Source organism: Halorubrum sp. 48-1-W (assembly GCF_003287355.1).
Classification (GTDB): domain Archaea; phylum Halobacteriota; class Halobacteria; order Halobacteriales; family Haloferacaceae; genus Halorubrum.
In genome coordinates this window covers 255065-273397 of record NZ_QMIM01000001.1, presented here as the reverse complement: position 1 = coordinate 273397, position 18333 = coordinate 255065, and the positions used below count along the sequence as shown (strand labels likewise).

The following is an 18333-nucleotide window of genomic DNA, read 5'->3' as shown; positions in this document are numbered from 1 at the left end:
CGGACCGATCGGACGGCTTCGATGAATCCCGTGAGAGGGGATCGGTCCCGAGACGGTTGCGGTCAATACAGATGAGTACGCTATCGATTCGCGGTGGCGTCGCCGGCGCTTCGCGCCGGCTTCAAGCGAGAGCTTCGCTCTCGCCCTGCGCCGGTGAGCGCCTGGAGGGCGCGAACCGCCCGCGAGGTCGTCGGCGCGAAGCGCCGACTGCTCGGAAATCTCTGATTTCCGGTGGAGTCGACCGGCCGGAGCAACGCGGAGGCCGGTCGACGAGGCTGGGGAGGCGTGAGGTGCGGTTGCGGTGCGTTCGGGTGGGACTCAAAGGGGCAGTCGCCGGCGGCAGAGCCGCCGGCTGCCAGAGGCGCTCCGCGCCTCGCGGCTGGGGCTTTGGAAGTGTTCTCCGAAGTCGTACTCACTGCTCTGTAGTACCGAACAGCTGGGATTTTGGAGATCTTCACCCTGCCAGCAACGATCCGCTTCTGTTCACCCCGATCTCTCACGAAGCAACCGTACGACTAGCATACGAACTATGACGGCCATCCCGTACGAGAACCGTCGGAAAGGAACGGTCCCGACGAACCGGACCCACCCGATCCGAACGCGACTTACCCGCGGACCGCCTGCGTCCCGTATGGACGTCTACGAGCTGGGCGAGGGCCCGGCGGAGGTCGCGGTCGTCGCGGCGATCCACGGCGACGAGCCCTGCGGAGTCCGGGCGGTCGAACGCCTCGTCGCCGAGGACCCCGAAGTCGAGCGCGCGGTGAAGCTGATCGTCGCGAACGAGGAGGCGCTCGACGCCGGGAGCCGCTACCTCGAGGCCGACCTCAACCGGTCGTTCCCGGGCGACCCCGACGCCGACACCCACGAGGGACGGCTCGCCCACCGGCTCCGCTCGGAGCTGGTCGGCTGTACGACCCTCGCGATCCACTCGACGCAGTCGTACGCCGAGCCGTTCGCGGTCGTCGACTCGGTGGACGAGGTCGCGCGCGCGGTCGCGCCGCACCTCCCCGTCGACGCGGTCATCCAGACCGACGCCTTCACCGAGGGGCGGCTGATCGAACACCCGCACACCGTCGAGGTCGAGGCGGGCCTCCAGGGGAGCGAGGCCGCCGCCGACAACGCCTACCGGGTGACGCGGGCGTTCCTCGCAGCGACGGGCGCGCTGGCCGTGCCCGGTTCCGACGACGTGATCGACGCCGGCGGCCGCGAGGACGTCCCCGTCTTCCGGCTCCGCGACCGGATCCCCAAGCCCGACGCCGAGGAGTACGCGGTGTTCGCCCACAACTTCGAGCGCGTCGAGGCCGGCGACCGGTTCGCGACCGCCGACGGCGAGCCGCTCCGCGCCGAGGAACCCTTCTACCCCGTGTTGTTGTCGGCGTACGGCTACCGCGACCAGTTCGGGTACGTCGCCGAGCGAGTGGGCGCGATCGAGTAGGGGACGGGCCGGGAGGCTCGGACGACGGCTCGCCGAGGTCGATCCCTCGCTCGTTCACCCGGTTCATCAGTACACTAAATCATTCTCAAATACCGGATGAAACATATGAACACAACGGAACGTTCCGGCCATGGCCTCCCCTCCACGACTGAACGAGCGCGAGCTGGATCGGTTAGTGGTCTACTCGGTTGACGCCGACGAGGAATTAACGGAAGCAATGGTACGTGCCTTCGACGCTGTCGGCGTCGATGTGTCCGAGCGGCCGACGCAACTCATCGACTGGATCCACGCGGATACGTTGACTATCATCCGATGGAGCGTGGACTGGCCGGTGTACCTGAGTACGCGGATCTGGAACCACCGGGTCGTTGTCACTGCCGAGGAGATACGGATCTATCCGCCGTTGGACCTCGAACGCGACTGATCCGGGTAGGTTCGGTCGCGTTCGCATCGCCGAAGTCCGCTCGATCCGCTACGCGTGGCTCACTCGACGAGTTCGATCGTGTCGTCGCCGTTCGGCACCGCACAGAGGAACGCGCCGGGCTCGTCGCCCTCGTTGCGGTACCAGTGTTCGACGCCCGCCGGGATCAGGAGCGAGTCGCCCGCCGTGACCGTGTACTCCTCGTCGCCGATGCCGACGACGTACTCGCCGGCGAGGACGTGCTGTTCGTGTTCGACCGCGTTGGTGTGTCTGGGTACCTCGCTGTCGGCGGCGAGCTCGAACCGCCGGATCGCGAAGTTGGGAGCGCCGTCCGACTCGTCGAGGAGCACGCCCTTCCGGAGCCCCTCGGCGGCGTCGACCGGCTCGTAGGCGACCTCGCTCGCGCGTTTGACGACCGGTTCCGGCTCGGCCTGTGTCGCGTCGCTCATACCGATTCCCTCGTCCCGGACCGGCATAAATGGATTTATTGTGGTATGGATAATCATGGACGACGTATGCAAGAGAACGTTCCGCACACCGGGCACGGTGAAACGGGCGGGGAGGCGATCCCACACTGGCACGACCCGGAGAGCGAGCCGATGACCATCGTCGAGGGCGAGGACGCGACGGTGTACGACGACGACGGGTCGGCGTACCTCGATTTCGTCTCACAGCTCTACTGTACGAACGCGGGCCACAGCAACGAGGCGATAACGGAGGCGATGACCGCACAGGCCGAGCGGATCCCCTACGTCTCCTCGGGGAAGGGGAACGACGTCCGGGACGCGCTCGCGGACGACCTCGCGGAGATCGCCCCCGGGTCGCTCTCGGAGGTGTACTTCTCGGTGTCCGGAAGCGAGGCGAACGAGTCGGCCGTCCAGATCGCGCGGACGGTTCAGGACGCCCCGAAGGTGTTGACGCGGTGGCAGTCCTACCACGGCGGGACCGCGGGCGCGGGCTCGCTCACCGGCGATCCGAGCACGCGGTCGACCGTCGGCCGCTACGCCGCGACGACCGGCTCGGCGAAGTTCCTTCCGCCCCTGCCGACGGCGTTCGACGCCGACTCGCCCGAGGACCTAGCCGAGCAGGCGGCCGACCACGTCGAGTTCGTGATCCAGAACGAGGGGGCGGACTCGGTGGCCGCGATCCTGATGGAGCCGATCGGGGGAGCGAGCGGGGGCTATCCCGCGCCGCCGGGCTACTTCGAACGGCTCCGCGAGATCTGCGACGAGTACGACGTGCTCCTGATCGCCGACGAGGTCATCACCGGGTTCGGCCGGTGTGGCGACTGGTTCGGCATGGACACCGAGGGCGTCGAACCCGACATGCTCACCTTCGCGAAGGGCGTCACGAGCGCGTACGTGCCGCTGGCTGGCGTGATCGCCGACGAGTGGATCGGCGAGGCCGTCCGCGAGGAGGGGTACGACCTGGGACAGACGTTCGCCGGGCATCCCGTGGCCTGTGCCGCCGGCCGTGCCGCGATCGACGAGTACGAGTCACACCTCCTCGACAACGTTCGGGAACTCGCACCGATGCTCGAGTCCCGCCTCGAGGAGCTGGCGGACGCACACGACGTCGTCGAGACCGTGCGCGGGCGCGGGTTCCTCTGGAGCGTCGTCTTCGCCGACCCCGAGACCGGCGACCCCTTCGTCCACCCGTGGGCCAGCGACGACGACGACGAGGAGAACCCGGTCGCCGCGGTCCGGGAGGCAGCCGTCGACCGAGGGGTCATCTTCAGCGGCGGGCGACCCGACGTACAGATCCTCATCGCGCCGCCGCTCTGTACCACCCGCGCCGAACTCGAGCGCGGTATCGACGCGCTCGACGAGGCGATCTCGGAGACGTTCGAGTAGCGACCCGGTCCCCTCTTTATACGATCGTCCACGAGAGGCGATCCACCACCCGCTTTCGCCCACGAAAGGCGATCCACCACCCGCTTTCGCCCACGAAAGGCGGTCCGTCCTCGGGGCTCGACCGCGAGGGAGCCGATCGATCGAACACGACGGTCAACATTAAACGGCCGCCCGCTCAATACGCGTGTATGCGTGGATTCCGGATCGGGACCGTCGTCGGCATTCCGGTCAGACTCAACTGGACGTTCATGATCGTGTTGCCGCTTTTCGCGTACCTCATCGGTTCGGAAGTGGAGACGATCGCCGGCGTGATGAACGAGACGCTGGGTGCCGGCATCGACACGGCGGCGGTCGGCGTCGGTGCCACGCCGTGGCTACTCGGGTTGGCAGCCGTGGTCGGGCTGTTCGGCGGCGTCCTCCTCCACGAGTTCGGCCACTCCCTCGTCGCGATGCGGTACGGCTACGAGATCGAGTCGATCACGCTGTGGCTACTCGGCGGGCTCGCGAGCTTCACGGAGTTTCCCGAGGACTGGAAACACGAGTTCTGGATCGCGGTCGCGGGGCCGATCGTAAGCCTCGGCGTCGGCGCGGTCTGTTACGGCGTGTTCGTGCTCGCGCCGGCGGGCTCGAACGCCCTCCTCTTCGTGTTCAGTTATCTGGCGGTGTTGAACGTCGTCCTCGCCGTCTTCAACATGCTACCGGCGTTCCCGATGGACGGCGGGCGCGTCCTGCGGGCACTGCTCGCGCGTAACCAGCCGCACGCGCAGGCGACCCAGCGTGCGGCCGGGATCGGGAAGGTGTTCGCGTTCCTGATGGGCGTCTTCGGACTGGTGACGTTCCAGCTCCTCCTCATCGTGCTCGCCTTCTTCATCTACATGGCCGCCTCAGGCGAGGCCCAACAGACGACGCTGAAGGCGGTCTTCGAGGGCGTCACCGTCGAGGACGTGATGACGCCCCACGGACAGCTCGACACGGTGACCGAGACCACCTCCGTCGCCGAGCTGATGAGCCGGATGTTCGACGAGCGCCACACCGGCTACCCGGTGATGGACGGCAGCGACCTCGTCGGCATGGTCACCCTCGAGGACGCCCGCGAGGTCCGCGAGGTCGAACGCGACGCCTACCGCGTCGAGGACGTGATGGAGCGGGACGTCGCCTCCGTCACGACCGACGCCGACGCGATGACCGCCCTCCAGGTGATGCAAGAACACGGGGTGGGGCGGCTCCCCGTCCTCGACGCGGACGGCGAGCTGGTCGGACTCATCTCGCGGTCGGACCTGATGACCGCGTTCAACATCATCCAGACCGGCGGCACCCCGAGCGTGATCACCGGCCGACGTCCCGAGGGCGACGGACGGATCCTCTGAGGAGTTCCACTGCTGACCCGCCGGTCGGACGAGCCGTCCGCGGGGCCAGCCCACCTAGTCGTCGGCTCTGCCGACCGACGTCGCCGCCGTGTCCGCGCTCCCGTCGTCGTCCGCGAGCTCCGAGAGCCGGTCGAGTGCGTCGACCATCGCGACGACGCTGGCGCGCGTGATGTCCGCGTCGGACGCGGACACCGAGACGGACCGGTCGCCGCGTGAGAGGTCGACCGCCACCGTGACGACCGCGTCGGTCCCGCCGGTGATCGCGTCGACGTGGTAGGAGTCGAGCTCGAAGGAGACGGCGTCGACCCCGCCGCTCTCGTCGGCGAGCGCCGCGCGAACCGCCTCGAGGCCGGCGTCGACCGGGCCGGAGCCGGTGCCGGAGGCGACCCGCTCCCCGTCGCCGACGCGGAGTCGGACCGAGGCGGTCGGCAGGTTCCCGCCGGAGGTCGCGGAGAGGTCGACCAGCTCGACGTGGCGGTCGCGATCGCGGTCCTGGACGTCCTCCGTGATCGCGAGCAGGTCCGCGTCGGTGACGCGTTTGCCGCGGTCGCCGAGGTCCTTCACCCGGGAGACGACCTCCCGGAGCTCGTCGTCGTCGACGTCGACGCCGTGGTCGGCGAGCGCGGCCGCGACGCCCGCGCGCCCGGCGTGTTTGCCGAGCACGAGCCGGCGTTCGCGGCCGACCGTCTCGGGCGGGTACGGCTCGTACATCGTCCCGTCCTTCAGCGTGCCGTCGGTGTGGATCCCCGACTCGTGGGCGAACGCGTTCGTGCCACACACCGCCTTGTTCGGCGGGATCGCGACCCCAGTCACCTCCGAGACGCGCCGGCAGAGCCGGTAGAGGTGCTCGACGTCGACCGTCTCCACGTCGTAACAGCGGTCCAACGCGATGGCGACCTCCTCTACGGCCACGTTGCCGGCGCGCTCGCCGACGCCGAGGACGGTGCCGTGGACGGTGTCCGCGCCCGCCTTCAGCCCGGCGTGGACGTTGGTCAGCCCGAAGCCGAGGTCGTCGTGCGTGTGGAGGCTCGTCGGCCCGAGGTCGACGAGCCGGGAGACGATCTCGGCGGTGCGCTCCGGGCCGGCCGCGCCGACGGTGTCACAGTAGCAGACGCGGTCCGCACCCGCGTCGATGCCGGCTCCCATGAGCTCTTCGAGGTACCCGAGGTCGGCCCGCGAGCCGTCCTCGCCGAGCACCTCGACCCAGAGGTCGTGGTCCTTCGCGTACTCGACGAGGTCGACGGTGGTCTCCACGACCTCCTCGCGGTTCGACCCCACCTTCGTCTCGACGTGTTTGTCCGAGGCCGGCACGACCAGGTTGACGCCGTCGACGTCGCAGTCGAGCGCGCGGTCGATGTCGGCGCGGACGCCGCGCGCGAAGCTGGTGACCGTGGCGTCGAGCCCCTCGCCGGCGACGCGGCGGATCCCCTCGCGTTCGCCCTCCGAGGTACAGGCCGAGCCGGCCTCGATCACGTGGACGCCCGCGGCGTCGAGCTCGCGGGCGATAGCGACCTTGTCCGCGGGCGTGAGCGAGACGCCGGGCATCTGCTCGCCGTCGCGCAGCGTCGTGTCCAGCAGCTGTACCTCCTCGAGGTCGGTGAGTGGGTTCGGGTTCAAAAGGGTCTCCGTGGTTCGGGTCGGCGTCGTTCGGTCGGATACGGCGTCCGTTCCGCCGTCGGGGACGGGCCCCGATCCGTCGGCGGATGCGTGGGCGTTATTGTCGGCGAATTTCACGGCCAGCCGCCGTGAGGCGACTTGCTCTATCCTCCGAACGACCACGAGTGTCTCGTGTCATTCGTACCCGTGCGGATGGGCCTCAGGGTAATAAAACGGACGGTTCGTGTCCGAACTCGCCGACCGATCCTCGGCGAAATCCCGTCGACGCCGACGATCCATCACCGCAGGGGTCGGTCAGCCCAGAAGCGAACGCAGGGTGCGGCGGCGGGTGCCACACGTCTCCCGGTACTCGCAGGTCGTACACCGGTCGTCGTCGACGCGGGCCGGCGGGCCGTCGATCGCGCGGACCGCCCGGAGCGCCCGGCGGTAGGCCGTCCTCCGGCGGGTCGTGATCCGGACCTCCCGAACGACGCCGACGGCGGGGTACTCCAGGATCGCCCGCGGGACGGCGCGCTCCCGTTCCCACGCAAGCGCCTTGGCGGCCGCGACCGCCCGGACCGACTGCGGCTCCCAGACGCCGCTGTCGGGCGGCTCGCCGGGCGAACAGACCACCGGGATCGGGGGACCGCCGTCGACCCCCGCGAGCACCTTGTGGACGACCCCGTGACACTCGCGTCCCGAGAGGAACGCCCGCGTCTCGGCGGGGTCGACGAGCCGATCGTACGGGTCGCGCTCGCGGAGCTGCGAGAGGTTCCGCCGGTAAGCGGCCGGCTCGCGCCGGATCGGGAGCCGGCGGAGGGTCGCATCCGGCGCGTCGACCAACTCCGGGTATCGGTAGGCGAGGTCGATCCGCTCGCGGACCTCGGCGGGGAGGTCCCGGTCGTCCTCGCGTCTGCGGTAGTAGAGCTGGCGAGGGCAGTACGCCGCGACTGCGAGGTCGCTGAAGGGGATCACGTGGGGGATCGCCACGGGTTCGTTTATAACGAGTCGGTCGGACCGGGCGTGTCAGCTCACGACCGTGACGTCTCCCCCTCTCCGACACCGAACCGGGGTCGAAACACGCGCCAGAGGATCCGAGGGTACAGCAGGCTTCTCGACGGGCGCTCCAGTCGAAAGACGCGCAGGAACGCCTCGGTCAGCGTCCCGTCGTCGTGGGCCCTCGCGACCAATCGACCCGCGTACCTGTTGAGCAGGTCGGTGGCGAACGGTTTGGAGCCCTCCGTCCCGTCGAAGGTGAAGTCGTTGCCGACGGCCGTCCGCCAGGCCTCGTGGACGACCCCGTCGATCCGCTCGAACACGCGGGGTCCGAGCCCCTCGATCCCGTTCGGGAGCTCGTGATGGAGCGCGAGCGCGTCAAGCGCCGCGACCGACATCCCCTGCCCGTACACGGGATTGAAACTGGCGACGGCGTCGCCCGTGACGACGAGCCCGTCCGGAAACCGGGCGAGGTCGCCGTAACGGCGTCGGACGCTGGCCGGGAACGGGTAGCGGTGGACCGCCGACAGCCACTCCCGGGTACGCAACTCCACGGCGATGTCGTCCAGCGGGAGCGCGTCGGCCCACTCGAGGAAGGTTCGGCGATCGGTCGGCGACCGCTCGCCGTGTACCCCCTGAAGGAGGACCTCCCAGCGGTCCCCCTCGATGGGGAGCATGGCCGCGCCGCGCGGGCGGTGTGGTTCGGGCGCGATGAGCACGCCACGACGCGCGTCCGGGGGCCGAGCGAGCCGAACCGTACTGTAGGTGATGCCGACGGAGACCCGGTCGACGTCGGGGACGGGATAGCCGTGCCGTTCGAGCCACGCGGGCGTCCGGCTCGTCCGGCCGGTCGCGTCGACGGTGAGCGCCGCGTCGAGGGTCGTCTCCACGCCCGCTTCGTCCCTGAACCGGACGCCCGTGACACGACGGCTCCCCGGGTCGTGGAGGTACTCGACGAAGTGACACCCGTCGCGGAACCGGAGCCCCGTCGTCTCGCGGAGCCGCTCGCGGACGACGTGTTCGAAGAGCGGTCGGCTGGCGTACAGCGCCGATAGCGGCGTTTTCGCTGGGGCGACGACGCCCCCGTGGTCGTACCACGTGATGTCCCGCGTCATGTCCAGCTCCAGCCCGCCGGCAGTCAGCACGTTGTCGCCGAACCCCGGAAAGAGGTCCTCGAGCGTGACCCGACCGGCTTCGAGCATCGCGTGCGGGTGGCTCGTCTGGGGTGCTCCTCCACGGCTCACCGGGCCGTCCGGCAACTCGTCGCGTTCGAGGACCACCACCTCGTCGACGACGTCACGAAGGACGCGGGCCGCACAGAGGCCGGCCATGCTCCCCCCGACGACGACGGCCCGGCCGCCGATCGGCTCGGCACGGGACCCGTCGTACCGCGGCATGCTTGCCAACGTCATGTGGGAACGATCGACCGTACTACGCGCCCCGACCAAAAAGGCCGGAGGTTCACCGTCCGGTGAAGTAGTTCGCAGCCTGTGTCCCGGGCCCCAGTTCCACCGTCGAGGCGTCGTCACAGGTGCCACACCGTGGTGGCCGTTCGACGTCCGCATACACCGTCCCGCATCCGTCACAGAGGAAGAACCTGATCCCAAGCACGGTAACAGATCGGTGGCGTGCGTTCAAATCGGTGTCGCACGCCGAGTCGACGGCAACCCGCCGGTCACGGCGCTCTCGCCGCTACAGCGACACGGCGCTCTCGCCGCTACAGCGACACGTCGGTCTCGATGTCCTCGGTCGCCTCGCGAAGCCCGTCCTCGCGGGCGGTCGCGGCGTGGGACGCCTCCATGTCCGCGTCGGTGAGGAGGTCGCGGAACTCGTCGCGAAAGCGGTCGTTCACGCGTGTAGACGCGAGGTCGGCGCGGGCGACCGGAACGAACTCGTTGACGACGTCGACGTCGACGTCGAGCGCCGACGCGACCGCCTCGATCTCTCGACCGGCCGCGAGCTGGCGTTTCAGCGCCGTGTACTCGAATGGGGTGTCCCGGTCCGCGTCGGCGACGAGGTGGAGGTCGAGGCGCGCGTCGCGGACCGTCCGGGCGTCGACCCCGGCGCCCGCGCCGCCGAGGGCGTCGGCGATCGTCTCGTCGTCCTCGCCGTCGAAGAAGCCGAAGACGACGCGGTCGTACGCCTCGTCGGCGAGACCGGTATCGTCGACGTCGGCCCCGGCGAGCCCGGAATCGAAGCCGTACCGCTCGCGCATCGTCGCGACGAGTTCTGCGACGCGCGCCTCGACCGCGTCGGCGTCGCGGTCGACGAGGCTCCCGCGGGCAGCCTCCTGGCGCTCGGTCACCGCCTCGGAGCCGGTGGCGTCGACGAAGAGGTCCCGGAGTTCCTCGGTCTTCTCGTCCATGTCCCCGGAGGGAGGCGACGAACGGGAAAAAGGGTGTCGGCGGCGACGGCGACCCGCGCCGGCGGTCGGTTCCCGCCCCCGCGTGGCAAGTTTTAACCCGACCGTATCCCCGTGATAGATCATGACTGCGCTGCAGACGGCCACCCGCGAGACGTTCTGGACCATCGGTCCGGTCGGGAAGGCCGCGTTCTACTGGCTCGCCGTGGTGGCGATCCTCGCGTTCCTGTACGGCGTGTACGCCCGGTTCGCGGCGTACACGCGCGGACGTGCGGACCCGCGCGATCGACTCTCGAACCTCCCCGGGCGTGTCGTCTCGGCGACGCGGACCGTCCTCTCGAACGAGAACCAGTTCGACGGAGACGCGTACACGGGCGTGATGCACACCTTCGTGCTCTGGGGCTTCCTCGTCCTGCTCGTCGCGACGACGATCCTCGGGATCGACATCGACCTCTACCGCCCGCTCGCCGGTGAGTCCTTCTGGGTCGGCGACTTCTATCTGGTCTACCAGTTCGCCGTCGACGCGTTCGGCCTGCTGTTCGTCGTCGGCGTCGGGATGGCGATGTACCGGCGCTACCGGGAGCGGGAGGGGCGGCTGTGGGGCAAACACACCTCGCTCGAGGACGACGCGTTCGTCTGGACGCTGTTCCTCCTCGGCGTCGGCGGCTTCCTCCTCCAGGCGATCGGCATCGTCGGCCAGCCGGCGCGCGCGAACGAGACGGTGAGCTTCGTGGGCATGGCGATGGCCGCCGGGCTCGAGGCCGCGGGGCTGACGACCGCCGGTGCCGAGGCGGTCTACGGCGTCGTCTGGTGGAGCCACTCGCTTCTGGCGTTCGCGTTCATCGCGTGGATCCCGTACGCGAAGCCGTTCCACATGATCTCCTCGTTCGCGAACGTCGTCGTCCGCGACGAGGCGGCCGGCGCGCGCCTCCCGAACGTCCCCGCCGACCTCGATCACACCAACGCCGAGTCCCTCGAGGACTTCACCTGGAAGGAGCTGATGGACGGCGACGCCTGTACCAAGTGCGGGCGCTGTACCGACGCCTGTCCGGCCGACACGGTCGGGCGAAACCTCGACCCGCGCGACGTGATCCTGGACCTCAAGGCGTACCGCGAGTCCGTGGTCGACGACCCGGTCGCGGGGAGACGCGACGGCACAGCCGTCGCGACCGACGGCGGCGTAGCGGGCTCCGCCGCCGCCAGCGACGGCGGCACGGTCCCCATCGTCGCCGACGAGGGCGGCGTGATCGCGAGCGAGTCGATGGAGTCGTGTATGGCGTGTATGGCGTGTATGGACGCCTGTCCCGTCGACATCGAGCACCTCACCTCGTTCACGCGCATGAACCGCCAGCTGGTCGACGAGGGCGCCGTCGACGCCACGCTTCAGGACGTCTTCCAGGACGTGATGCAGAAGGGAAACACCTTCGGCGAGCCGCAGTCGAACCGGGGCGACTGGGCCGACGACCTCGAGTTCACGGTCGACGACGCCCGTGAGACCGAGGTGGAGTACCTCTGGTACGTGGGCGACTACCCAAGCTTCGACGACCGGAACAAGAAAGTGGCCCGCGCGCTCGCGCGGCTGTTCGAGGAGGCGGGCGTCGAGTTCGGCGTCCTGTTCGACGACGAGCGAAACGACGGCAACGACGTCCGCCGGATCGGCGAGGAGTTCCTCTACCTCGAACTCGCCGGCCACCACGTCGAGACGTTCGCGGACTGCGAGTTCGAGAAGATCGTCTGTACGGACCCGCACTCGTACAACACGATGAAAAACGAGTACCCCGAGGTCGACTTCGCGGAGTTCGCCGACGACCCGATGATGCCGTTCGACCGCGAGGAGCCGTGGAACGCCGACGGCGAGATAGACGTGCGCCACTGGACGCAGGTGGTCGAGGAGTTGGTCGCCGACGGCCGGCTCGACCTCGTCGGCGACGAGCTCGACTACACCGTCACCTACCACGACCCCTGTCACCTCGGCCGGTACAACGACGAGTACGAGGCCCCCCGCGAGCTGATCCGGGCGACCGGCGCGGAGCTGTACGAGATGCCCCGGTCCCGGTCGGACTCCTTCTGTTGTGGCGGGGGCGGCGGCGGGCTCTGGACCGAACACGACGAGGCGGTCAAACCCAGCGAGGAACGGCTCCGCGAGGCGGTCGAGGACACCGACGCGGGCGGCGCCATCGAGAAGTTCGTCGTCGCCTGTCCGATGTGTACGACCATGTTCGAGGACGGCCGGAAGACGGGCGGGTTCGAGGAGGACGTCGAGGTCGTCGACGTGGCGGAACTGCTTATCGAGGCGCTGGAAACTGGCTCGTGACGGGATGACCGGTGCGAATTCGCTGATCGAAGGAACGGCGGAGACCTCAGACGCGTCGGGGGGCCGAATCGACGGCGTCGGCGGTCCGACGGAGCAACGCGCGACCGGGGGCTCGGTCGCGGACGGGCGCGTCGCCGAGGTAGTCGACGAGCGCGTCCCGTAGCAACGCAGTTCCGTCGGCAGGGAGGTCACCCCCGCGTTCGATGCGGTCGAGCGGGCGGTGGTATGGCGAGGCGTCCCCGTCGGTGTCGACGGCGCGCTCACAGGCGTCGAGCAACGCCGCGTGCGCGACCCACGCCTCCTCGTGGGAGAGCGTCAAGTCGGTCGCGTCGGGTCTCCGAGGGGACATTTACCTGGGTTCTCCAGAGGGAGGCTCTTAAAAGTACTCCCGAGTTCGATGGTTTAACCGTCGGCGCGCGAAAGCGGTCGATATGGTGCGGGACCCGTCGCGCGAGGAGGACCCACCCGAGGTCGACGAGGTGCTCGAGGCGCTGGCCGACGAGGCCGCGCGCCGGATCGTCACTGCGCTCTCGGAACCGAAGACGGCGAGCGAGCTCTCCGAGGAGTGTGACGTCCCGCTCTCGACGACGTATCGAAAACTGGAGAAACTCACCGACGCGACCCTGCTGAACGAGTCGACCGACATCCGACGCGACGGCCAGCACACGACGCGTTACTCCGTCGCGTTCGAGGAGGTCGTCGTCTCGATAGACGAGACGGACGGGCGCGAGTTGGCCGTCGAGTTCGAGCGTCCCGAGCCGACGCGCGACGAGCGGCTGGCCGACCTGTGGTCGGAGCTTCGGGAGGAAACATGACAACGCACATCGACCTGACGATAATCGTGGCAAAGACCGCCATCCTGGTACTGGGTGGCATGATCACGTACTACGCGCTCCGGGCCTACGAGCGCACCGGCGACCCGTCACTGCGGGCGCTCGGGATCGGGTTCGGCGTGGTCACCGTCGGGGCGTTGGTCGGCGGGGTCTCCCACCAGATCGTCGGCGCGGGCCTGGCGACGGGGATCGCGATCGACAGCCTGCTGACGGCCGCCGGGTTCGGCGTGATCGTCTACTCGCTGTACCTGGAGTAGCCGGTCGCGGGCGGCTGACAGTCGGGATCTCGCCGTTCGGAGCGACGAACGGTAGCCTTTTGCGAGGCTCACGCGTGGGATCGGATGATGAGCGAGGCCACACGCGAGGAGCTCTCCCGCCGGATCGCCGGCGAGATCACGCTCAGCGACGACCCGGGAGCGACGCTCCGGAAGTGGCGGACCGACTTCGACGTCTCACAGACGGAGCTGGCCGACCAGCTCGGCGTCTCCTCCTCCGTGGTCTCCGACTACGAGAGCGGCCGCCGGGAGAGCCCCGGCATCGGCGTCGTCCGCCGGACCGTCGAGGGGCTACTCGACATCGACGAACGGCGGGGTGGCGGCCGGCTCCGGCAGTACGCCCGCGTCCTCTCGGCTGGGTTCGAAAGCGACATCGTCCACGACCTCCGGGAGTACGCGACCGCGGTGCCGCTTTCGGACTTCTACGAGGCGATGGGGGCGACCGAGGTCGTTCGCGGCGACCGCGACCGCGTCAACGGCCACACCGTGATCGACTCGATCCAGGCGATCACCCGCCTGTCGAGCGAGGAGTTCTACCGGCTGTACGGCCAGTCGACGAACCGCGCGCTGGTGTTCACGCGGGTCACCCGCGGGGAGTCGCCGCTGGTCGCGATGCGCGTCGTCAGCCCGACCCCGAACGCGGTCGTCCTCCACGGGATCGACACCGACGACCTCTGGGAGCACGCAGCCGACCTCGCGCGCGTCGACGGCTTTTCGCTCGCGACCTCCACGCGCGATCTCGAGGCGTGTCTGGCGGACCTCCGGGAGCTCTGAGTCGCGGCCGCGAGCGCGTACCGCTGTCGAACTCCACGATCGGGGGGCTAAAACCGCTGGCGCGTCTCGGTCCGGCCATGAGCGACCAGGCGTACGCCGACCGGCTCACTGCCAACCGACGGGAGAAGGACGAGTTCTTCGCCGAGCACCCGCAGTCGCCGATCCCGCCGGACCGCCGCGAGGCGTTCGACGGGCTCGCGTACTTCCCGCCGGCCCCCGAGTATCGCGTCGAGGCGACGGTGACCGTCCACGACGAGCCCGACCCCGTCGAGATGGAGACGACCGCGAGCAGACCGGTCCGCTACCTGCGGGTCGTGACGTTCGCGTTCGAACTCGACGGCGAGGAACACGAACTCGCGGGGTATCGCCAGGAGGGGGAGGAGGGCGCGATCTTCGTCCCGTTCCGCGACAAGACCACGGGCCAGCAGACGTACCACCAGGGACGGTACATGGAGCTGGAACCGGAGGGAGAACTCGCGGACGGCGACGCGGTCACGGTCGATTTCAACCTCGCGTACAACCCGTTTTGCGCGTACAGCGAGACGTTCGCGTGTCCGCTCCCGCCCGAGGAGAACTGGCTGGAGACCGTCGTTCCCGCCGGCGAGAAGGCGCCCGACTTCGAGTAGCCCGATCGCTTCGAAACCCGGCGCGTGCCTCCGAGCGCCCGGTCGGGCGCGAGGGGCCCGCGCGATGTCGTCGGCGCGAAGCGCCGACTGCTCGGAAATCTCTGATTTCCGGTGGAGTCGCCGGCGCGGACACGCGCCAGCGACGAGGCTGGGGAGGCGTGAGGCGCGGTGCGGTCGCGGTCGCGGTCCATCGCGCCCGGAGGTTCGAGCACACGCACGGTGACGCCCGGAGGTTCGAGCACACGCCCGGAAATTCGAGCGCACGCAGGGTCGAGAACGCGCCGTATTCGAGCCTACGACTGCTCCTCGAACCGCGCTATCGCCCGGTCGGCCCCCGTCGACAGGAAGCCGACGTCGGTTCCCGCGATCAGGTAGTCGTAGCCCGCGTCGACCCATCGGTCGATCAGTTCGTCGCTCGTCGCCAGCGTCCCGACCGGCACCCCCTCGTCGTCCGCAGCAACGAGCGTCGCCTCGATCGCGTCCGTGAACGCGGGGTCGTCGTACTCCCCGAACCGCCCGAGCGACGCCGAGAGGTCGGCGGGACCGACGAACAGCGCGTCGATCCCGGGCACCGCCGCGATCTCGCCCGCCGACTCGACCGCGCGTGGCGTCTCGATCTGGGCGATCACCGCGACGTCGTCGGCCCCGCGCCGGAGGTACGCGTCCAGCCGACGGCCGAAACCGGAGGCCCTACTTCCGGCGACGCCGCGCCGGCCGCGGTAGCCGTCGGCGTCGACGCGGTCCGCGGGGTCGTCCGCCGAGTCGTCGCCGTTCTCCGAGTCGTCGCCGTCGTTCCCACTCCCGCCCTCCCCGACCTGTGGCGGGTATCGGCACAGTTCGACGAACTCGCGGGCCGCAGATGGCGAGTCGATCTGCGGGGCCATGATCGCCGACGGGCCCGCGTCGAGGACGCGTTTTATCCGTGCCGCCTCCACGTCGGCGACGCGAACCAGCGCCTCCGTGTCGCCGGGGGCGGACTCGATCGCCCGGAGCATGTCCTCGACGTCACCCGCCGTGGCCGCCGAGTGTTCGGTGTCGACGGTCACGAAGTCGAAGTCGGCGGTCGCCAGGGCCTCCGCGACGCCCGGCGAGGGCAACGCACACCAGCCGCCGACCGGACGCTCCCCCTCCACGAGTTTCCGTTTCAGGTCCATACGCCACGTTCTCGATCGGGGTACAAAAACGGCGGTACGGCGGCCATCGTCGGGGGGTTCGATGGGGCGAGGAGGCAGAAGGGCGGAGCGGTCGGCGGGGCGGAGAGCCGGCTCACGGCGTAACGGAGGGGAACGGACGAGAAACCGGGTCGGGGGAGACCCGAACTAGAGGCGGCCGACGTTCTCGACGGCGACGGACTCGACTGACTCGACCTCGGCGAACGCCTCCTCGACGGCCTCGGTGCCGCCCGCGTCGTCGGGGACGATCACGGTCGGGAGCAGTGCGACGAGCCCGAAGGCGACGTCGTCGCGCTCGAAACCGCGGATGCGCGCGCCCTGCGGGAGGGCGGCTTCCAGCTCGTCTTGAAGCTCGTCGAGGTCGACCTCGGGGCTGTTCGGCATGACCTTGATCTTGGCGGCGACGTCCCCCATCTCAGGGCCCCCGGAAGCCACACTCGTGACACTCGTACAGGTTGCTCTGCTTCCGGCACTTCGCACACCGGTGGATCGTCGCGCCACAGTCCGGGCAGGCGAACCGCGCGGCGTTCATCCCGGACACCTGGATGCCACAGGAGACACACTGTTTCGTGCCCCGGCTTTCGGTATCGCTCATACCAGTTCTCACCGTCGCGTGACGTTTAACCGTTGTTCTTTGCCCTCGCGCCGGGGACGTCCACGGCCGCGGGATCGGCGTCCGGCTCCCCTCGGACCGCCGCCCCGACCGGTCACCCCAACATCAGCGGCCCGATCAGCACGCCCATCAGGTGGACGCGCCGCGCGCCGAGCCGCGGCGGGACGAGACCGAGCACCGCGGCGACGACGAAGACGCCGACGCCGAAGGCACCCGCGAACGCGTAGGAAACGAGACAGAGCAGACAGAGGACGCCGACGGAGAGCCGGGTGTAGTCGGCGTTCCCGACCGCACGCAGGTACGCGTCCCCGACGAGGAGGAGGAGCGCGAACCCGCAGGCCGCCGCGGTGGCCATCGCGACGAGGAGGATCGGCAACGCGAGCGGCACCTCGGCGCGGTCGATCGCGACGGTGACGCCGGTTCGGGGCGTCCCGAGGGCGACGAGCGCGAACAGTGCGAACACGGTGTTGGCCGTGTTGGCCCCGCTCGTGGCGACGATGAAGCCGCGGTCCGCCTCGCTCCGCGGGACCGCGGGCAACGCCGCGACCGAGGCGATCGCCGCCGAGATCCCCGGGACGTAGCCGACGACCGCGCCGGCGAGCGACCCCGCGGTCGCGCTGACGCCGAGGTCGCGTCTCCCCATCGTGATCCGCGCGTCCGACTGCGGCGGGACACCCTCGCCGCCGAGCGCGTCGACGAGGACCGGCGCGCCGAACAGCCCCGAGAAGAGCGGGGCGAGCACGCCGCCCGCGTCCAGCGGTGCGGACGGGTCGACGTCGAGGGTGGCAACGCCGAGCGCGGCGCTCGCGAGGAAGGCGACGAGCCCGCCGACGGCGGCCCGCTTCGAGGACTCGGTGACGACGAGGAAGGCGACGACGACCCCGAGCAGGAGGGGGAGATGCGCCCGGACGGTCGGATACCCCCGCGCCATGACCCAGGTGATCGGGACGGCAAGGGGCACCGCCAGCGCGACCGCGAGCCCGGAGCCGACCGCCGAGAGCCGGAGCGCCTCGCGGCCGCGCCCGGCGACGACGAGTCGGTGGCCGGGCAGCGCGGCGACGGCGGTCGCCGCGTCGGGTACCCCGAGCGCGAGCGCGGGGACGATGTCGAGGAACGAGTGGACGACTCCCGCGCCGAGCATGGCGACGCCGACGAGCAGGGGGTCGGCGGGGATCGACGGGGCGATCCCGGCGAGCAGTAGCGCGAAGTTGTTCGCGTGGAGTCCGGGAACCAGCCCGCTCGCGGTCCCGAGCACAGCGCCACAGAGGAGGAACGCGAGCGCGGCTCCGGCGAAGGCCGGATCGACCACCGGCCGGACGAGGGTGTCCATCCAGACGGGGTGGCCGCGGCTTGCGGTATAAACGTGCGCCGGCAGGTCAGCTACGGGGTCGGACGTCGAAACCCGAAAATCAGGCCGAAGCGGCCGCCTGCGACTTCTTCTGGGTGATGTAACCGGCGATGCGGTTGCGGACGCCCTTCGACTCGACGGTCGTCAGCGCGGAGACGCTCTCCTTGTTCGTCTCGAAGTCGGTGTTGAACGACTCGGGGTATCGCTCCAAGAGGACGTTCGCGAGCTGTTTGATGTACTTGGGCTTGATGGCCATACCGAGCGATACCCGCGGGCCGAACTAAAAGGGTTCGTTCCCGCGCGAGCGGCTGTACGGAGGGATCGGGCCGTCGAGGACCCAGAACGACG

Annotated in this window: 21 protein-coding genes; 9 read left to right on the top strand and 12 right to left on the bottom strand. The window is 69.6% G+C overall.

The window, feature by feature from the left end:
- The first annotated feature begins 631 nt into the window (after positions 1 to 631).
- Both DQW50_RS01505 and DQW50_RS01500 read left to right on the top strand, forming a co-directional pair.
- On the top strand, positions 632 to 1435 hold the full coding sequence (locus DQW50_RS01505; protein ID WP_112077549.1) for a succinylglutamate desuccinylase/aspartoacylase family protein: 804 nt from the start codon (positions 632 to 634) through the stop codon (positions 1433 to 1435).
- 130 nt (positions 1436 to 1565) lie between these two features.
- Positions 1566 to 1859, top strand: coding sequence for a hypothetical protein (locus tag DQW50_RS01500; protein WP_127341292.1), 294 nt, complete (start codon positions 1566 to 1568; stop codon positions 1857 to 1859).
- A 59-nt stretch (positions 1860 to 1918) separates the two neighbouring features.
- Here DQW50_RS01500 and DQW50_RS01495 read toward each other — a convergent pair whose 3' ends face one another.
- Positions 1919 to 2305: a cupin domain-containing protein gene (locus tag DQW50_RS01495; RefSeq protein WP_112077547.1), complete on the bottom strand. Its 387-nt coding sequence runs from the start codon at positions 2303 to 2305 to the stop codon at positions 1919 to 1921.
- A gap of 66 nt (positions 2306 to 2371) precedes the next feature.
- Between DQW50_RS01495 and DQW50_RS01490 the strand changes: the two genes are divergently transcribed.
- A complete protein-coding gene (locus DQW50_RS01490; RefSeq protein ID WP_112077546.1) occupies positions 2372 to 3709 on the top strand; it encodes an aspartate aminotransferase family protein in 1338 nt (445 codons plus the stop codon).
- Between the two features lie 188 nt (positions 3710 to 3897).
- Positions 3898 to 5076 (top strand): CBS domain-containing protein, encoded by a 1179-nt coding sequence (locus DQW50_RS01485; RefSeq protein WP_112077545.1) that lies wholly within the window; start codon positions 3898 to 3900, stop codon positions 5074 to 5076.
- A gap of 54 nt (positions 5077 to 5130) precedes the next feature.
- On the opposite strand, the gene DQW50_RS01480 is transcribed toward DQW50_RS01485, so the two are convergent.
- The 5 genes from DQW50_RS01480 to DQW50_RS01465 all read right to left on the bottom strand — a co-directional run bounded on the left by DQW50_RS01480 (position 5131) and on the right by DQW50_RS01465 (position 10033).
- Positions 5131 to 6693, bottom strand: a complete 1563-nt coding sequence (locus DQW50_RS01480; protein ID WP_241964298.1) for an alpha-isopropylmalate synthase regulatory domain-containing protein — start codon at positions 6691 to 6693, stop codon at positions 5131 to 5133.
- 294 nt (positions 6694 to 6987) lie between these two features.
- Positions 6988 to 7647 (bottom strand): Dna2/Cas4 domain-containing protein, encoded by a 660-nt coding sequence (locus DQW50_RS01475; protein ID WP_112077543.1) that lies wholly within the window; start codon positions 7645 to 7647, stop codon positions 6988 to 6990.
- A 56-nt stretch (positions 7648 to 7703) separates the two neighbouring features.
- Positions 7704 to 9080, bottom strand: a complete 1377-nt coding sequence (locus tag DQW50_RS01470) for an FAD-dependent monooxygenase (RefSeq protein ID WP_112077542.1) — start codon at positions 9078 to 9080, stop codon at positions 7704 to 7706.
- Positions 9081 to 9129: 49 nt separating this feature from the next.
- Complete coding sequence (locus tag DQW50_RS17765; protein WP_157964830.1) at positions 9130 to 9279, bottom strand: hypothetical protein; 150 nt, start codon at positions 9277 to 9279, stop codon at positions 9130 to 9132.
- Positions 9280 to 9385: 106 nt separating this feature from the next.
- Complete coding sequence (locus tag DQW50_RS01465; protein WP_112077541.1) at positions 9386 to 10033, bottom strand: hypothetical protein; 648 nt, start codon at positions 10031 to 10033, stop codon at positions 9386 to 9388.
- Between the two features lie 121 nt (positions 10034 to 10154).
- Between DQW50_RS01465 and DQW50_RS01460 the strand changes: the two genes are divergently transcribed.
- On the top strand, positions 10155 to 12344 hold the full coding sequence (locus DQW50_RS01460) for a (Fe-S)-binding protein (protein ID WP_112077540.1): 2190 nt from the start codon (positions 10155 to 10157) through the stop codon (positions 12342 to 12344).
- Positions 12345 to 12390: 46 nt separating this feature from the next.
- Here DQW50_RS01460 and DQW50_RS01455 read toward each other — a convergent pair whose 3' ends face one another.
- Positions 12391 to 12693: a hypothetical protein gene (locus DQW50_RS01455; RefSeq protein WP_112077539.1), complete on the bottom strand. Its 303-nt coding sequence runs from the start codon at positions 12691 to 12693 to the stop codon at positions 12391 to 12393.
- An 82-nt stretch (positions 12694 to 12775) separates the two neighbouring features.
- Here DQW50_RS01455 and DQW50_RS01450 point away from each other — a divergent pair, with 82 nt between their 5' ends.
- The 4 genes from DQW50_RS01450 to DQW50_RS01435 all read left to right on the top strand — a co-directional run bounded on the left by DQW50_RS01450 (position 12776) and on the right by DQW50_RS01435 (position 14852).
- Positions 12776 to 13159, top strand: coding sequence for a helix-turn-helix domain-containing protein (locus DQW50_RS01450; RefSeq protein ID WP_112077538.1), 384 nt, complete (start codon positions 12776 to 12778; stop codon positions 13157 to 13159).
- Positions 13156 to 13434 (top strand): hypothetical protein, encoded by a 279-nt coding sequence (locus tag DQW50_RS01445; RefSeq protein WP_112077537.1) that lies wholly within the window; start codon positions 13156 to 13158, stop codon positions 13432 to 13434. The genes DQW50_RS01450 and DQW50_RS01445 overlap by 4 nt, the downstream gene beginning before the upstream one ends.
- A gap of 87 nt (positions 13435 to 13521) precedes the next feature.
- Positions 13522 to 14226, top strand: a complete 705-nt coding sequence (locus DQW50_RS01440) for a helix-turn-helix domain-containing protein (RefSeq protein WP_112077615.1) — start codon at positions 13522 to 13524, stop codon at positions 14224 to 14226.
- Between the two features lie 77 nt (positions 14227 to 14303).
- Positions 14304 to 14852: a DUF1684 domain-containing protein gene (locus DQW50_RS01435; protein ID WP_112077536.1), complete on the top strand. Its 549-nt coding sequence runs from the start codon at positions 14304 to 14306 to the stop codon at positions 14850 to 14852.
- 293 nt (positions 14853 to 15145) lie between these two features.
- On the opposite strand, the gene DQW50_RS01430 is transcribed toward DQW50_RS01435, so the two are convergent.
- From DQW50_RS01430 to DQW50_RS01410, 5 genes are all read right to left on the bottom strand, one after another.
- Complete coding sequence (locus tag DQW50_RS01430; protein ID WP_112077535.1) at positions 15146 to 16006, bottom strand: HpcH/HpaI aldolase/citrate lyase family protein; 861 nt, start codon at positions 16004 to 16006, stop codon at positions 15146 to 15148.
- Positions 16007 to 16171: 165 nt separating this feature from the next.
- Complete coding sequence (locus tag DQW50_RS01425) at positions 16172 to 16438, bottom strand: elongation factor 1-beta (RefSeq protein ID WP_112077534.1); 267 nt, start codon at positions 16436 to 16438, stop codon at positions 16172 to 16174.
- Between the two features lies 1 nt (position 16439).
- A complete protein-coding gene (locus DQW50_RS01420; protein WP_112077533.1) occupies positions 16440 to 16619 on the bottom strand; it encodes an HVO_2753 family zinc finger protein in 180 nt (59 codons plus the stop codon).
- 112 nt (positions 16620 to 16731) lie between these two features.
- A complete protein-coding gene (locus DQW50_RS01415) occupies positions 16732 to 17967 on the bottom strand; it encodes a tripartite tricarboxylate transporter permease (RefSeq protein ID WP_112077532.1) in 1236 nt (411 codons plus the stop codon).
- Between the two features lie 79 nt (positions 17968 to 18046).
- Positions 18047 to 18241, bottom strand: a complete 195-nt coding sequence (locus tag DQW50_RS01410; protein ID WP_112077531.1) for a 30S ribosomal protein S17e — start codon at positions 18239 to 18241, stop codon at positions 18047 to 18049.
- Positions 18242 to 18333: the final 92 nt, after the last annotated feature.

Coding starts and splice junctions, on each gene's coding strand:
- DQW50_RS01415 (WP_112077532.1), bottom strand. CDS start 17,967: ATGGACACCCTCGTCCGGCCGGTGGTCGATCCGGCCTTCGCCGGAGCC.
- DQW50_RS01435 (WP_112077536.1), top strand. CDS start 14,304: ATGAGCGACCAGGCGTACGCCGACCGGCTCACTGCCAACCGACGGGAG.
- DQW50_RS01450 (WP_112077538.1), top strand. CDS start 12,776: ATGGTGCGGGACCCGTCGCGCGAGGAGGACCCACCCGAGGTCGACGAG.
- DQW50_RS01465 (WP_112077541.1), bottom strand. CDS start 10,033: ATGGACGAGAAGACCGAGGAACTCCGGGACCTCTTCGTCGACGCCACC.
- DQW50_RS01455 (WP_112077539.1), bottom strand. CDS start 12,693: ATGTCCCCTCGGAGACCCGACGCGACCGACTTGACGCTCTCCCACGAG.
- DQW50_RS01420 (WP_112077533.1), bottom strand. CDS start 16,619: ATGAGCGATACCGAAAGCCGGGGCACGAAACAGTGTGTCTCCTGTGGC.
- DQW50_RS01500 (WP_127341292.1), top strand. CDS start 1,566: ATGGCCTCCCCTCCACGACTGAACGAGCGCGAGCTGGATCGGTTAGTG.
- DQW50_RS01430 (WP_112077535.1), bottom strand. CDS start 16,006: ATGGACCTGAAACGGAAACTCGTGGAGGGGGAGCGTCCGGTCGGCGGC.
- DQW50_RS01440 (WP_112077615.1), top strand. CDS start 13,522: ATGAGCGAGGCCACACGCGAGGAGCTCTCCCGCCGGATCGCCGGCGAG.
- DQW50_RS01485 (WP_112077545.1), top strand. CDS start 3,898: ATGCGTGGATTCCGGATCGGGACCGTCGTCGGCATTCCGGTCAGACTC.
- DQW50_RS01505 (WP_112077549.1), top strand. CDS start 632: ATGGACGTCTACGAGCTGGGCGAGGGCCCGGCGGAGGTCGCGGTCGTC.
- DQW50_RS01460 (WP_112077540.1), top strand. CDS start 10,155: ATGACTGCGCTGCAGACGGCCACCCGCGAGACGTTCTGGACCATCGGT.
- DQW50_RS01470 (WP_112077542.1), bottom strand. CDS start 9,080: ATGACGTTGGCAAGCATGCCGCGGTACGACGGGTCCCGTGCCGAGCCG.
- DQW50_RS01410 (WP_112077531.1), bottom strand. CDS start 18,241: ATGGCCATCAAGCCCAAGTACATCAAACAGCTCGCGAACGTCCTCTTG.
- DQW50_RS01490 (WP_112077546.1), top strand. CDS start 2,372: ATGCAAGAGAACGTTCCGCACACCGGGCACGGTGAAACGGGCGGGGAG.
- DQW50_RS01495 (WP_112077547.1), bottom strand. CDS start 2,305: ATGAGCGACGCGACACAGGCCGAGCCGGAACCGGTCGTCAAACGCGCG.
- DQW50_RS01425 (WP_112077534.1), bottom strand. CDS start 16,438: ATGGGGGACGTCGCCGCCAAGATCAAGGTCATGCCGAACAGCCCCGAG.
- DQW50_RS01445 (WP_112077537.1), top strand. CDS start 13,156: ATGACAACGCACATCGACCTGACGATAATCGTGGCAAAGACCGCCATC.